Origin of the sequence: Kitasatospora sp. NPDC058478, assembly GCF_042720345.1 — a bacterium.
Classification (GTDB): Bacteria; Actinomycetota; Actinomycetes; order Streptomycetales; family Streptomycetaceae; genus Kitasatospora.
Map to the genome: position 1 here is coordinate 13,864 of NZ_JBHXML010000043.1, position 13,879 is coordinate 27,742.

Here is a 13,879-nt window from a genome sequence, read left to right on the forward strand (position 1 = left end):
GCCCCCGCCGCTCACCGGCCGTTGTGCAGCTCCGCGACGTAGCCGCCGGGGAACCGCACCATCGCGGTGTCCCGGCCGCCCGCCCGGACCGGGCCCGACAGCACCGAGGCGCCGGCGGCCTTCGCCCGCTCCAGGGTGGCGCCGAGGTCCGCCACGCCGTAGCCGGTGAGCTCCCAGCCGAACGGGTACGGCAGGTGGCCGTCCGTCACGGCGACCGTCGTGGTGCCGAAGCCGGAGGTGAGGCGGACGAGCCGGTAGGCGGTGCCGGGCAGTCCGATCGCGGCGCCGTCGGCCCGGCGGTCGTCGGAGACGATCCGGCCCTGGGTGAAGGCGAGGAAGCTGTGCAGGAAGGCGCCCACCGCGTCCGGTGACAGGTAGAGCCGGTTCTCCGGCACGCTGGCCAACTCGGGGTAGGACGGCGGGGTGGTGTGCACGTAGAGCTGGGCACTGACGCCGCCGGGGAACTGGACGACGGCGTCCCGGCCGATCGGGTCGGCGAACGGCGCCACGGTGACGGCGGCTCCGTCGGCGCGGGCGGCGCGGACCGCCTGGTCGAGGTCGGTGACCAGCCAGCCGGTGCGCTCGGTGCCGAACGGGTACGGGACGGGCGTGGTGTAGTCGAACACCGACAGCGTGCCGACCGGGGAGAGCACCAGCTCGGAGAGCGTCCGGCTGGGCGTGGGCGTCACCTGGGTGGCGTTCGGCCCGATCGTGCTGCCGCCGAAGGTGGCCACCCAACTGGCCGCGAACGCCTGCTCGGTGCCCGGTTCGACGTACACGTGGGTGGAGTCGTACTGCGGGCCGACGGCGAAGGTGTGGCGGCTGGCCGGTGCGGGCTGGGCCGCCGAGGCGGCGGGCAGGGCCGTCAGCGCGGCGATCGCCGCGGCGAGCGGGACGAGGCGTCGGGCGAAGCGTCGCATCATGGGGAAGCTCCTGATGTTCTGACGTTGTGACGGTGCGGTGGGTTGCTCAGACTGTCGGCGCGGCCCAGGGGGCGTCGGGGCCGTCGGCGGCCGAGAGCCGGTGGGCGGCCAGCGCCGTGCCGAGGAGCAGCAGGGCGGCCAGGGCGAGGGCCGTGGCGGGCCGCCCGTGCAGGACCAGCGCCGCGCCGGCGAGGCCGCCGAGCAGCATCGCCAGGGCGGAGAGGATCCGGCGGCCCGGGCGCGGCGCCGTGCCGCCGGCCGCCGTCGAGTCGGCGGCGAGGCCGGTCAGGGTGAGGGTGAGGACGGTGGTGGTCAGGTCGGGTACGGCGAGCCGCCGGGCGACCGCGTTCTGCAGGCCCATGCCCAGGCCCAGCAGGACGATCAGGACGTAGTCGGCGCCGCCGGCCGCGGCGGTGGCGGCCGCCGCGGCCGTCAGGGCCGTCTGGACGCCGACGGCCAGGGCCAGCAGGCGTCCGCGGTGGGCGGCCGACCGGCTGCCGAGCCGTCCGCCGACGAGTGCGCCGGCCAGGAAGGAGGCCAGCGAGACGAGTGAGGCGGTGGCCGACAGGCCCGGGGCACCGGCCAGGGCGAAGCCGAGGAAGACCACGTTGCCGGTCATGTTGGCGACGAAGACGTGCCCGAGGCCGAGGTAGCTCACGGCGTCGACCACCCCGGTCGCCACCGTCAGCAGCAGCATCAGCGGGGGGAGGGGCCCGTGCCGGTCGGTGCGCGGCGGGGCGAGGGTGCGCAGGGCGTCAGTCAGCAGGGCGCGCAACGGCGGCAGCCTCCTCGGGCGCGGGCGGGTGGTGCAGGACCACCCGGGTGAGCAGCCCGCTCGCCGGGCCGAGCACGGCGGCCGCGACCGACAGCCAGAGCGGCCAGGCGGTCAGGCCGACGGCGTGGTCCACGGACCACCGGCCCGGGCCGGTGAGGGCGAGCGCTCCCGCGACGACGACCAGCACCAGCGGGTACTCGTAGCCGTCGTCCTGCACCCAGAGCCCGTGCGGCAGCTTGACGGTCATCGCCACCGTCATCACCCCCATGGCGACCATGGCCGCCGGCGGGGTGAGCGCGCCCAGGGCCAGGAACAGGCCCGAACCGACCTGTCCGGCGCCCGCGGCGAGCGCGGTGAGCGTCCCGCCGCGGAAGCCGTCGTGCCGGAACTCCTCCGTCCCGCCGGCGAGGCCGTTGCCCCCGAGGCGGTGGCTCACCTTCTGTACCCCGTGCCCGGCGATGAGCAGGCCCACCACCACGCGGAGGATCAGCAGTCCGGTATCCATCGTGTCCTGTCCCTGGTCCCTGTTCTGACGGAGCGTCGGTGGTGGGTGTCAGCCGGCGGCGTGCTCGCCGATGACGGCCTGGGCGTAGACGATCCCGAGGCCGTACGCGCCGCCGTGCTCCTTGACGATCTCCGTGACCACGCCGTACGTCTCCGTCCGGGCCCAGTCGCGCTGGAGCTCCAGCAGCACCTGGACCCAGGTGACCGGCACCGCGCCGGCCTGCGTCATCCGCTGGATCGCGTGCTCGTGGGCCTGCGGGGAGACGCCGCCGGAGGCGTCGGTGACGACGTAGACCTCGTAGCCCTGGTCGATCATGGACAGCACCGGCAGGACCAGGCAGACCTCGGTCCACAGGCCGGCGATGACGACCTTGCCGCGCCCGGTGGCCTTGACCGCCTCGACGACCGCCGCGTCCTCCCAGGCGTTCATCGAGGTGCGGTCGAGGACCTCGGCCTTGGGGAACACCGCCGCCAGCGGCGGCAGCAGCGGGCCGGAGAAGGACTCGGCGGCGACGGTGGTCAGGACGGTCGGCACCTCGAAGGCCCGGGCGGCCTTGGCGAGGCCGACGGTGGCGTTGACGATCGCGGTGCGGTCGCCGCTGCCGGTGCCGAAGAACATCTGCGGCTGGTGGTCCACGAACAGCACCACGGCGTTGTCGGGGGTCAGCAGGTCGGGGCTCGGGGTGGGGCTGACCTGGGTGAGGTCGACCATGAGGGGGTTCCCTTCGGTGTGTCTCGGCAGGGCCCCCGCGCGGTGCTCCGCGCGGGGGCGGGGGAGGTGGATCAGGGGCCGGGGGAGGTGGATCAGAGGAGGAAGCAGGGGTCGAACGGCTGGTGGTGCTCGTCCGCCAGGCCGCGCTCGACCCGCCAGCGGTGGTGCAGCTGCGACTCGGCGACGACCTCGCCGAGCAGCTCCGCCTGGCGGGCGCCCGCGCCGGAGGTGCGACCGGAGGCCTGGTAGCCGCCGAAGTGGGCGACCGGGCTCCAGCCGGGGCTGACCGGCGGGAGCTCCTCGTCCATGCCCTCGTACTCGGCCGCCGCGTGGACGATCCGGCCGCCGACGACCGTCAGCAGGGACTCGATGGACGGGATCTCCGGCTCCGGCACGGTGAAGTAGTCCTCGGACAGGACGGCCAGGTCGCCGTAGCAGCCGGTCCGCAGCACGCCCTTGACGTCCTGCTCGCCGGTGAGGGCGGCGCCGGCCGTGGTGTACATCGCGAGCGCGGTCGCCCGGTCCACCCGGTTCTGCGGCGGCCGGATCGCCGACCCGCCGACCGTGCGCCCGGAGACCAGCCAGTGCAGGGCGACCCAGGGGTTGTACGAGGACACCCGGGTGGCGTCCGTACCGGCGGCCACCGTCAGGCCGCGCTCCAGCATCGCGCGGATCGGCGGGGCCTCGGCGGCGGCGCCGAGGCCGTAGCGGCAGGTGAACACCTCGCCCTGGAAGGACAGCCGGTTCTGCACCGACAGCGAGCCGCCGAGGGCCGCGATCCGGTCCAGGCTGTCCCGGGAGACGGTCTCCGCGTGGTCGAAGAGCCACCGGTTCCCGGCCGGGAAGAGCCCCTCGGCGGCGAGCTTCTCGAACACCGCGAGGTCGCGCCGGATCGTCTCGTCGTAGGTCGCGTGCAGCCGAAAGCCCCAGCCGTGCTCCGTCAGCAGGCGGACGGCCTTCTCGAACTCGCCTTCGTAGGGGCCGAGTTCGGGGCGTGGCTCGGCGAAGTTCTCGAAGTCGGCGGCGGCCCAGGTGAGGTTCTCGCCGGCGCCGTTCAGCCGCAGCCAGGCGTCGCCGTCCCCGGGGCGGACCGTCTCGATCCAACGGGTGAGGTCGTCGAGCTCCTGGCCGGGGGTCTGCGGGAACAGGTGGTAGGCGATGCGGAGCGTGAGCAGGCCCTCGCGGGCGAGTTCGGTCACCGTGGCGTAGTTCTCGGGGAAGCTCTGGAAGCCGCCGGCGGCGTCGATCGCGGAGGTCAGCCCGAAGCGGTTCAGCTCGCGCAGGAAGTGCCGGGTGGAGGTCGCACGGTCCTCGCCCTCCAGCGCCGGGGCCTTGGCCAGCGTGGAGTAGAGGACCAGGGCGCTCGGCGCCGCCAACAGCATGCCGTTCGGCTCGCCGCCGCGGCCCCGGACGATCTGGCCGCCCTTCGGGTCCGGGGTGTCGCGGGTGTAGCCGACGGCGCGCAGGGCGGCGCGGTTGAGGATCGCCGACTGGTAGAGGTGGAGGACGAACACCGGGGTGTCCGGCGCCGCCTCGTTCAGCTCGGCGGGCGTCGGGAGCCGCCGCTCGGCGAACTGCTCGGCCGACCAGCCGCCGACGACCCGCACCCACTGGCCCCTGGGGGTGCGGGCGGCCTGCTCCCGCAGCATCGCCAGCGCCCGGCGCAGCGATGTCACGCCGTCCCAGCGCAGCTCCAGGACGTAGTTGAGGCCGCCCCGGATCACGTGCAGGTGCGCGTCGTTGAGGCCGGGCACCACCCGCCGGCCGAGCGCGTCGACCACGACGGTGGACGGGCCGATGACCGGGGCGACGTCCGGGTCGTCCCCGACGACGGTGATCACGCCGTCGCGGATGGCGAGGGCGCCGGCCTGGGGGCGGCGGGCGTCGCCGGTGTGGATCTTCGCGTTGCGGACGACGACGTCGGCGGCGTCCTCGGCGGCGTCCTCGACGGCGCGGGGGACCAGCCCACCGACGGGTATTGCAGGCACCTCGACGGCCTCCTGTCACGGGATCGACCTGCCGCCCGGGTGCGGACGGCGGGTGGAGGCTTCCGATTGGGCCGGGGCCACAGCCCCGCCCCGTTCGGGCTCCTGACGTGACGTTAGGCGCAGGGGTGGTGCCGGACTTGGCCCACAGCGCACCGGCCCCGGTCCGCGAGCGCACCAGCCGCCCGCAGCGGCGATCGTGCGGGCGCGGTCGATGGCGGAAGACGGAGGGGGCCGTGGTGCCGAAAGGGGAAGGTGCCCGGCTGTCGGACACCTTCCCCTGCTGGTCGCCGAGGTGCTCCTGCCGCCCGGCCCGGCCCCGCCGCGCGGGCTACAGCGCGGCCTGCTGGGGCCGGGTGGGAACGACGATGACGGTGGGGGTGTCGGCGGTCAGGGCGGCGGTGAACTCCCGCTCCAGGTCCTCGGTGGTCTCCACGTCGACGGCGTGGCAGCCGAAGCCGCGGGCCACCGAGGCGATGTCCAGTCCGGGCAGGTCGAGCCCGGGCACCCCGGGGGTGTCCTCCAGCATGGCGAACGACTTCAGGATCGAGTACTCGTGGTTGCGCATCACCACGTAGACGATCGGGAGGCGGTGCCGGGCCGCCGTGTAGAGGGCCTGCACGGAGTACTGGAAGGAGCCGTCGCCGATCAGGCCGATCACCGGGCGCCGCGTCCCCCGTTCCCGGTCGGCCAGCGCGACGCCGACCGCGGCCGGGACGGCCCAGCCGATGCCTCCGCTGGCCGTGGCGAAGAACGAGCCCGACCGGGTGGTGGGCAGCCATTCGAGCTGCTGCGCCATGGTCGACGTCGACTCGTTGACGATGACCGCGTCCGGCGGGCGGACCCTGCTCAGGGCGGCGTGGACCTCCGGCGGGGTGAGCGGCCGGTCCGGGGCGGACGGCAGCACGCGGGGCCGCGGCATCGGCTCCGGAGCGGTGCGGGCGGATCCTTCCTCGACCAGGTCCAGCAGCAGTTCGATAGCCCGCCGGGGATCGCCGAGCAGACTGTCGCCGACCCTCGCGGCCGCGGCCGCCTCCGGGTCGCCGGTGATCTGGAGCAGCCCGGTGCCCGGGGGGAGGTAGTCGCCGGGCACGTACGGGTAGTAGCGGAACACCTCCGCGCCGATCACCACCACCAGGTCGTGCCCGGCCAGCCGGTCGCTGATGGTCTTCACCGACATGCCCAGCGGGCCGGCGAAGAGCGGGTGGTCCTCGGGGAAGGAGACGCGGTCCCCCAGCGGGGCGCCGTAGACGGCGGCGCGCAGCCTCTCCGCCAGGGCGACGGCTGCGTCCCAGCCGCCGCTGCGGTCGACCTCGGGCCCGAAGACGAGCGCGGGCCGGCGGCTGGCGGTGATGCGCTCGGCGAAGGCGCGCAGCCGCCCGGGGTCGGGGGCCACCCGCTCGCTCACCGTCCGCACCCGGGTGAAGCCGGACAGCGGCCGCTTCCAGTCGTCCATCGGGATCGACAGGTAGACCGGGCCGGCGGGCGGCTGGAGCGCCTGTGCGTAGGCGCGCATGAAGGCCTCGGGGACGTCCTCGGCGCAGGCCGGCTCGTAGGACCACTTCACCCAGGGTTTCGGCAGCTGGGTGGCCTCGCGGTTGCCGAGGTACGGCTCGCCGATCACCAGCTCCCGGTGCTGCTGGCCGGCGGTGACGATCAGGGGCGTGTTCCCGTGGTGGGCCGCGACCAGGTTGCCCAGCGCGTTGCCGGTGCCGGCCGAGGAGTGCAGGTTGACCAGCGCGGGGCGGCCGGTGACCTGGGCGAAGGCGTCGGCCATCGCGAGGGCGGACGCCTCCTGGAGCGCGAGGACGTAGGCGAAGTCCGCGGGGAAGTCCTGGAGGAACGGCTCCTCGGTGGAGCCCGGATTCCCGAAGACCGTGGTGAGTCCGAGCGTGCGCAGCAGGTCGTACGTCACGGTGCGGACGGTGGAGTGCTCAGCCATGGGTGCCAACGCTTTCACCCGGGGCGTCAGGGCCTCAGGGCTTGCAGGGACGGGTCTCGGTCCGGCCGGCCGGCAGCCTCCTGGGGCGGGACGGCGACGGGGGACGGCACATCGGTTCCGATCGTCACGCCGGCCGGCTCTTGCAGGAGAGCATCGGTACTGAGGGCCCCGCAACCGGACGAACGGGATGCCGGGCCCTGGGGCAGGGCGGGTCGGCCGCCGCCTCGGCCGGTGCGCGGGCTAGGTTCGGGTCCGTGACCGGCAACGACGCGGTCCTGGCGCTGATGGTCGCCACGGCGCTGGGCTTCGACTTCACCAACGGCTTCCACGACACCGGCAACGCGATGGCGACCTCGATCGTCACCGGCGCCCTGCCGCCGCGCGTCGCGGTCGCGGTGTCGGCGGTGCTGAACCTGGTGGGCGCGTTCCTGTCGACCGCCGTGGCGGCCACCATCGCCAACGGCCTGGTCGCCACGGGGGAGGTGACCTTGACGGTGGTGTGCGCCGGTCTGGTCGGCAGCATCCTGTGGAACCTGGCCACCTGGTACCTCGGCATCCCCTCCAGCTCCTCGCACGCGCTGATCGGCGGGATGGTCGGGGCGACGGTGGCGGCCGCCGGGGCCTCGGCCGTCAAGTGGCAGGGGCTGGTCTCCAAGGTGATCGTGCCCGCGGCGCTGTCGCCGTTCATCGCCGGTGGGGTGGCCGTGGTCGGCACCCTCCTGGTCTACCGCCTCACCCGCGACGTGCCCGAAGGACCGCGTGGGCGCGGCTTCCGGCTCGGCCAGATCGGCTCGGCCTCCATGGTCTCGCTCGCCCACGGCACCAACGACGCGCAGAAGACCATGGGCGCCATCACCCTCGCCCTGATCGCCAACGGCACCCTGCCCACCGGGGCGAAGGCACCGGACTGGGTGATCCTCTCCTGTGCGCTGGCGATCGCCCTGGGCACCTACATCGGCGGCTGGCGGGTGATCCGGGCCCTGGGCAAGGGGCTGGTGGAGATCGAACCGCCGCAGGGGATGGCCGCCGAGTCGGCCTCGGCCGCCGTGATCCTCTGCTCCACCGACTTCGGCTACTCGCTCTCCACCACGCACGTGGCCACCGGATCGATCCTGGGCTCGGGGGTCGGCAGGAGCGGCGCAGTGGTGCGCTGGCAGCTCGCCCGCCGGATGGTGACGGCCTGGCTGCTCACCCTGCCGGCTTCCGCGCTGGCCGGCGCGGTGGCCTACTGGGCCGCGAACGGGATCGGCGGGACGGCCGGCGTGGCGGTGATCGTCGGCGCGCTGGTGGCGGCGTCGGTCGCCTTCTTCGCCGCCTCCCGCCATCCGGCCGTGACACCGGAGAACGTCAACGCCGCGTGGACCGGTTCGGTGACGCCGGAGCCGGTCAAGGCCAAGGACGAGGTGAGCCCGTGAACTCCTGGATCAACCTGGACGCGGTGTGGAAGATCGTCGTGGTGGGCCTGCTCACCGGCGCCGGCCTGCCCGCGCTGTTCGCCCTCGGCCTGCGCCTGCTCAACCCGACCGGCGCGGCCGGCGAGCCCGCCGCTGTCCGGCCCTCCGCCGGGCCGGTCGGTACCACCCTGGCGGGACTGGTCTTCGCGGTGGTGCTCGCGGCGATCGGCTGGGGCATCTCCGTCATCGTCGGCCACCGCTGACCGCCCGCCGTCCAGGCCGTCTCGGCGAGTGCCGATCCCGCTCGTCACTGCGGGTGCTGTCGTGCTTCGTCCGTCCCCTGCCGTTCGTCCCCTGCCGTCCGTCCCCTGCCGTCCGCCCGGAGCGCACCACCAAGCTGCCGCGGTAACGCACCTCGGAACCCGGGGAACATCCAGGGCGCATCGTGATCCGATGGGCGTCCGGACTCCGGCCGCATGCCTGACCTGCCGCCGGCGTCTTCACCATGTCGGCGGTCAATCCCGCCTGCCGATCATCCGACAGGGCGAGGAGCGCATCATGCCGGTGGACGAGGGCTTGACCAGGCGGGAGAACCAGCCGGGGGCGGGCGAACGGGTCCGTACGGGCCGACGCAATCGGGTGCGGCCGGACGGCGAGCTCGTGGCCGACCCGGGGCGGGGGCTGTTCTGGGGCAACCGGGGCTCGCTGCTCGGCGCCGGAGGCCAGCCGACGCGCAAGCCGTCGACGCGGGCCTGGGTCTGCTGCGTGCTGGAGTTCAAGGACTGGTGGCGGGTTCAGTGGCAGCCGGGCCGGCTGACGGAGCTGTACTTCCTCGACGAGGCCACGGCCCTTGCCGCCGGGCACCGGCAGTGCGGGCTGTGCCGCGTCCCGGACTACCGGCGGTTCCAGCGCAGTTGGGCCGACACCCTGGGAGGTGGCCTTCCCTGCGCGCCGGAGATGGACAGCAAGCTGCAGGCGGACCGGCGAACGCCCGACGGGCGCCAGCGCACCTTCCGGGCGGCGGCCGGCGACCTGCCGGACGGCGCGTTCATCCGCCTGGACGGTGAAGCCGGGCTGGTGCGGCAGGGGTGCTGGCGGCCCTGGTCGATGGCCGGGTACGGCGCGGCGCGGGCGGTCGCCCCGGACCTTCGGGTGGAGGTGCTCACCCCCGCGGTGACAGTGCAGGTGCTGGTCGGCGGGTACGCGCCCGTCCTGCACCCGTCCGCCGGATGAACGGGAGTGGCTGCGGCTGAGGCCCGCGCTGGGCACGTTCCCACCGGGTGAAATTCGGATCTCACGTTCTCGGCACCCGCACCGTCTTCCAGGTGGGACAGCAGGTGCAGAAGGCGGCCGGGCACGGCGACGACCCGAAGAAACCGAGCGGAGGCCGCCGGACTCGGAGGAGGGCAGTGCCGGCCGCGACCGGCCGGCTGTTTCGGGAGCTCGAACACATCGGTTCGGATTCAAGGTCTACGGCAGGGCGAGGATGAGGGAACCGTTCGAGAAGGCGGTCGAGCAGCACGGCGCGACCGTGCTGCGGGTGTGCCGGGCGCTGCTGGGGACACACGACGCAGACGACGCCTGGTCGGAGACGTTCCTGGCGGCGATGCGGGCCTGGCCGGGGCTGCCGGAGACGGCGAACGTGGAGGCGTGGCTGGTGACGATCGCCCGGCGCAAGGCGATCGACGCGCTGCGCGCCGCCGGACGCCGGCCGCTGCCGGCCGAGGAGTTGCCGGAGGCGCCCAGCTCGTTGGGCGTTCCGGGCGCTGACGACGGGGAGCTGTGGGAGATGGTGGGGCGTCTTCCCGGCAAGCAGCGGCAGGCGGTCACGTTCCGCTATCTGGCCGGGATGTCGTACGACGAGATCGCGGCGGTGGTGGGCGGGAACACCGCGGCGGCGCGCCGGGCGGCGGCGGACGGTCTGAAGAACCTACGAAAACACTATCCGGGCGCGACCTCGAGAGGAGCATCTACATGAGCGGCACCCGATCCCACGATGACGTCCTGAGCATGCTGTCGGCTCCCGTCGACGCCGGGACCCTGGCCCGGCTGCACCGCCGACTGGAGGCCGAGGCCCAGGCCGCCGCCCTGGTCGACATCGCCTACACCGTCGTCGACTCCCCGGTCGGCCCCCTGCTGCTGGCCGCCACCGACCGGGGCCTGGTCCGTGTCGCCTTCGCGGTCGAAGGCCACGACCAGGTCCTTCAGGCCCTGGCCGACAAGGTCAGCCCGCGCGTCCTGCGCGCCCCCGGCCGGCTGGACACCGCTGCCCGGGAGATCGACGAGTACTTCGACCACCGCCGTCGCGCCTTCGACCTGCCGCTGGACCTGTCCCTGTCCAAGGGCTTCCGGCAGCTCGTCCAGCAGCACCTGCCGGAGATCGGCTACGGCCAGACCCGCAGCTACCGCCAGGTCGCCGAACTGGTCGGCAGCCCCAAGGCGGTGCGGGCGGTCGGCACGGCCTGCGCGACCAACCCGCTGCCGGTGGTCGTCCCCTGCCACCGGGTGCTGCGCTCGGACGGCACCCTCGGCGGCTACATCGGCGGCCTGGAGGCCAAGACCGCACTACTGGAACTGGAGGCCGCGGCATGACCGCCACCACCGTCACCACCGCGAGGACGGGGACGACGGCTCCCGGTGCTCACGCCGCTGTCGGGCCGTGGGCCGGCCGGGCCGAGAACGCCGACTGGGACGCGGTGGCCGCCGAACTCGACGCGTTCGGAGGCGCGCTGCTGCCGCAGCTGCTCACCCCGGACGAGGCCGGCTGGCTCCGGGACCTGTACGGGCGGCCCGAGCTGTTCCGCTCCACCGTCGACATGGCCCGCCACCGGTTCGGGTCCGGCGAGTACAAGTACTTCCACGCTCCCTACCCCGAGCCGGTCGAGCAGCTCAAGCAGGCCCTGTACCCGCGGCTGCTGCCCATCGCCCGCACCTGGTGGGAACGGCTCGGCCGCACCGCGCCGTGGCCGGACACCCTGGACGAGTGGCTGCAGATGTGCCACGCGGCCGGGCAGTCCAAGTCCACCGCGATCCTGCTGCGCTACGGCGCCGGGGACTGGAACGCGCTGCACCGTGACCTGTACGGCGACCTGGTGTTCCCGTTGCAGGTCGTGATCAACCTGGACCGGCCCGGCATCGACCACACCGGTGGGGAGTTCCTGCTGGTCGAGCAGCGCCCCCGCGCCCAGTCCCGCGGCACCGCCACCCTGCTCCCGCAGGGCCACGGCTACGTGTTCACCACCCGCGACCGGCCCGTGCGCTCCGCGCGCGGCTGGTCCGCCGCCCCCGTCCGGCACGGCGTCTCGGCGCTCCGCTCCGGACACCGGCACACCCTGGCCCTGGTCTTCCACGACGCCGCCTAGCGTCCCCGGCGGCCGCCGTCGGTCTGTCCGCATCCACCGCGCCCGCCCGCCCGCTCCTGCCGGCCGGTCGCGGTGCGCCACCTGGACCTCTGCCGGTCATCGAAGAGCGCTGACGAAGAAGGCACCCCATGAATCCCCTGACCAGCCCCCTGCTGACCGACCCCCCACCGCCGGGCCCCGACCTGGCAGTCACCGCCACCGAAGTCACCGTGCTGGTCGCGCTGGCCCAGGCGCGCGGCGCCCGGAGCATCGCCGTCGGCTCCGGCCGGACCCCGGCCGCGCTGGCAGGCGCCGACGCGATCACCCGGGCCTGGCAGGCCGCCGGCGGCGTCGTGGCCACCACGACCACCTGGCCGGAGACCGCAGCCTCCTGGCTGTGCCAGGCCCGCCACTTCGCCGACGCGCCGGCCGACGTGTGGGTGATGACCGGCCCGGAGGTCGGCTGGGCCCAGGTGGCCCGGCGGCTGCTGTGGTCCACGTCCTGGCGGCCCGACCGCACCCTGGCCACCGCCGCCATCGGCCGCCCCGCCACGCTGGCCCTGGTCGGCGCCCGGCAGCTGCGCGGCCTGACTGGAGCCGACGCGAACGGCGCCACCTGGATCGTCACCGACGACGGCGGCCTCACGGTCACCGGCCCTGGCCCCGGCGTATCACGGTGACGGCGCTGTCCGACCTGCCGGAGGTGCCGCGCGATGCGGTCAGCCCCGCCCCCTGGGGCGCTCCTGTTGCCCCAGGACCCCCGCACTCCTCGTGATCCCGCGTATCCACGCGCCTTTCGGGAATCCTGCCCGGCCACAGCCTTCGGCCGCCCCGCCGTTCTGCCCGGCCGACTGCTGCCGGAACGTGTCTCACGTTTCGGTGCGCCCGCACGTCTTCACCACAGACAGACAGCAGGCGCAGAGAGGAGATCGACATGGACGTCCGACACGCCTACCTGGACAGCTCGGTGGGACGGCTCCTGGTCGTCGCCGGCGACAACGCCTTGATCGGGCTCTACTTCCCGGGCTACCGGTACACGCCCCGGCCCTCGGCGTGGGGCCGGCGAGCCGACACCTCGGCCGACCCGGTGCTCGCCCAGGCCCGCAGCGAACTCGACGAGTACTTCGCCGGAAAGCGGCAGGTGTTCGACGTCGCGGCGGCGACGAACGGCGACGAGTTCCAGGAACAGGTCTGGGCGCAGCTGCGCCAGATCCCGTACGGCGCGCGGATCACCTACGGCGACATCGCGGTCGAGCTGGGCAGCAAGGGGTTCGCGCAGTCCGTGGGCCAAGCCGTGGGGCGCAACCCGGTGAGCATCGTCATCCCCTGCCACCGGGTGGTGGGCGCGGGCGGCAAACTCACCGGATTCGGCGGCGGACTGGAGCGCAAGCAGCTCCTGCTGGACCTGGAGGAGCCGGTCGAGACCCGGGCCGGACGACTGTTCTAGCCGCGCCCCGGCCGGGCGGCCCGACCGCGAACGCCCGGCACCCCCTGCCCCTTTGAAGAACAGCGAGGAACCCTTCCCCGATGGCCAGCGACACTGTCCCCGCCCTCGCCCCCGAACACCCCGTCGACCCCGGGGTGGTGATCGGCGAGGACGGGCTCGCCCGCCCCGCGTGGGCCGGCACCGATCCGCTGCTCCGCGAGTACTACGACACCGAGTGGGGCATGCCCGTGCGCGACGAGCGCGGCCTGTACGAACGCATCAGCCTGGAAGCCTTCCAGGCCGGGCTGTCGTGGGCGACGATCCTGCGCAAGCGCCCGGCGTTCCGCGCCGCGTTCGACGACTTCGACCCCGACCGGGTCGCCGGCTACGGCGACACCGACGTCGAACGCCTCATGGCCGACGCCGGGATCGTCCGCAACCGCGCGAAGATCCTCGCGGCCGTGGCCAACGCCCGGGCGACCGTCCGGCTGCGCGAACACGGCGGCCTGACCGACTTCGTGTGGGGGTTCAAGCCACTCGACACCCCCAGGCTGCGCACGTTCGCCGAGATCCCGACCACCTCCCCCGAATCGCAGGCCCTGTCCAAGGCCCTGCGCGCGCAGGGGTTCGCGTTCGTCGGCCCGATCACCATGCACGCCCTGATGGAAGCCATCGGCATCATCGACACCCACCTGCTGGACTCCCACCGCCGCGGTTCCTCCGGAATCCGGCCGGAATGACCGCCTCACCACCCAGCACCCCTGCTCGCTGGGGCCGTTCGGCCACCACACGGCCCGCCACGTCCCCCGTGTGGCGGGCCGTGTCCGTCGAGCCGCCGTCTGGAGGCGACGAGTGACGGGACGTTCGCCATCATCAT

The 13,879-nt window shown here is 74.0% G+C and carries 15 protein-coding genes; 9 read left to right on the top strand and 6 right to left on the bottom strand.

Annotated features, from left to right (window positions below):
* Nucleotides 1-11: 11 nt before the first annotated feature.
* From ACFWPT_RS23660 to mdlC, 6 genes are all read right to left on the bottom strand, one after another.
* Entirely contained in the window at nt 12-923 is a 912-nt protein-coding gene (locus tag ACFWPT_RS23660) for a VOC family protein (protein ID WP_380484023.1), read from the bottom strand.
* Nucleotides 924-969: 46 nt separating this feature from the next.
* On the bottom strand, nt 970-1,698 hold the full coding sequence (locus ACFWPT_RS23665) for a YoaK family protein (RefSeq protein WP_380484025.1): 729 nt from the start codon (nt 1,696-1,698) through the stop codon (nt 970-972).
* A complete protein-coding gene (locus tag ACFWPT_RS23670) occupies nt 1,679-2,203 on the bottom strand; it encodes a DoxX family protein (protein ID WP_380484027.1) in 525 nt (174 codons plus the stop codon). Before ACFWPT_RS23670 ends, ACFWPT_RS23665 begins: the two co-directional genes overlap by 20 nt.
* A gap of 48 nt (nt 2,204-2,251) precedes the next feature.
* Nucleotides 2,252-2,914, bottom strand: a complete 663-nt coding sequence (locus ACFWPT_RS23675; protein ID WP_063352131.1) for a hydrolase — start codon at nt 2,912-2,914, stop codon at nt 2,252-2,254.
* Nucleotides 2,915-3,006: 92 nt separating this feature from the next.
* Complete coding sequence (locus tag ACFWPT_RS23680; protein ID WP_380484029.1) at nt 3,007-4,902, bottom strand: amidohydrolase; 1,896 nt, start codon at nt 4,900-4,902, stop codon at nt 3,007-3,009.
* Nucleotides 4,903-5,230: 328 nt separating this feature from the next.
* Complete coding sequence (mdlC, locus tag ACFWPT_RS23685; RefSeq protein ID WP_380484031.1) at nt 5,231-6,841, bottom strand: benzoylformate decarboxylase; 1,611 nt, start codon at nt 6,839-6,841, stop codon at nt 5,231-5,233.
* A gap of 254 nt (nt 6,842-7,095) precedes the next feature.
* On the opposite strand from mdlC, the gene ACFWPT_RS23690 reads away from it, so the two are divergent.
* The 9 genes from ACFWPT_RS23690 to ACFWPT_RS23730 all read left to right on the top strand — a co-directional run bounded on the left by ACFWPT_RS23690 (nt 7,096) and on the right by ACFWPT_RS23730 (nt 13,742).
* Nucleotides 7,096-8,256: an anion permease gene (locus tag ACFWPT_RS23690; protein WP_380484035.1), complete on the top strand. Its 1,161-nt coding sequence runs from the start codon at nt 7,096-7,098 to the stop codon at nt 8,254-8,256.
* The gene (locus tag ACFWPT_RS23695; RefSeq protein ID WP_380484037.1) at nt 8,253-8,498 is read left to right on the top strand and encodes a hypothetical protein; all 246 of its coding nucleotides are present in this window, start codon (nt 8,253-8,255) and stop codon (nt 8,496-8,498) included. Before ACFWPT_RS23690 ends, ACFWPT_RS23695 begins: the two co-directional genes overlap by 4 nt.
* A gap of 295 nt (nt 8,499-8,793) precedes the next feature.
* Nucleotides 8,794-9,468: a hypothetical protein gene (locus tag ACFWPT_RS23700; RefSeq protein WP_380484039.1), complete on the top strand. Its 675-nt coding sequence runs from the start codon at nt 8,794-8,796 to the stop codon at nt 9,466-9,468.
* Nucleotides 9,469-9,721: 253 nt separating this feature from the next.
* A complete protein-coding gene (locus tag ACFWPT_RS23705; protein ID WP_380484041.1) occupies nt 9,722-10,213 on the top strand; it encodes an RNA polymerase sigma factor in 492 nt (163 codons plus the stop codon).
* Complete coding sequence (locus tag ACFWPT_RS23710; protein ID WP_380376241.1) at nt 10,210-10,827, top strand: methylated-DNA--[protein]-cysteine S-methyltransferase; 618 nt, start codon at nt 10,210-10,212, stop codon at nt 10,825-10,827. The genes ACFWPT_RS23705 and ACFWPT_RS23710 overlap by 4 nt, the downstream gene beginning before the upstream one ends.
* Nucleotides 10,824-11,597, top strand: coding sequence for a 2OG-Fe(II) oxygenase (locus tag ACFWPT_RS23715; protein WP_380484043.1), 774 nt, complete (start codon nt 10,824-10,826; stop codon nt 11,595-11,597). Before ACFWPT_RS23710 ends, ACFWPT_RS23715 begins: the two co-directional genes overlap by 4 nt.
* Before the next feature lie 128 nt (nt 11,598-11,725).
* The gene (locus tag ACFWPT_RS23720) at nt 11,726-12,256 is read left to right on the top strand and encodes a hypothetical protein (RefSeq protein ID WP_380484046.1); all 531 of its coding nucleotides are present in this window, start codon (nt 11,726-11,728) and stop codon (nt 12,254-12,256) included.
* Between the two features lie 254 nt (nt 12,257-12,510).
* A complete protein-coding gene (locus ACFWPT_RS23725) occupies nt 12,511-13,023 on the top strand; it encodes a methylated-DNA--[protein]-cysteine S-methyltransferase (RefSeq protein ID WP_380484049.1) in 513 nt (170 codons plus the stop codon).
* Between the two features lie 80 nt (nt 13,024-13,103).
* Nucleotides 13,104-13,742 (top strand): DNA-3-methyladenine glycosylase I, encoded by a 639-nt coding sequence (locus ACFWPT_RS23730; RefSeq protein WP_380484051.1) that lies wholly within the window; start codon nt 13,104-13,106, stop codon nt 13,740-13,742.
* The last annotated feature ends 137 nt before the right edge of the window (nt 13,743-13,879 follow it).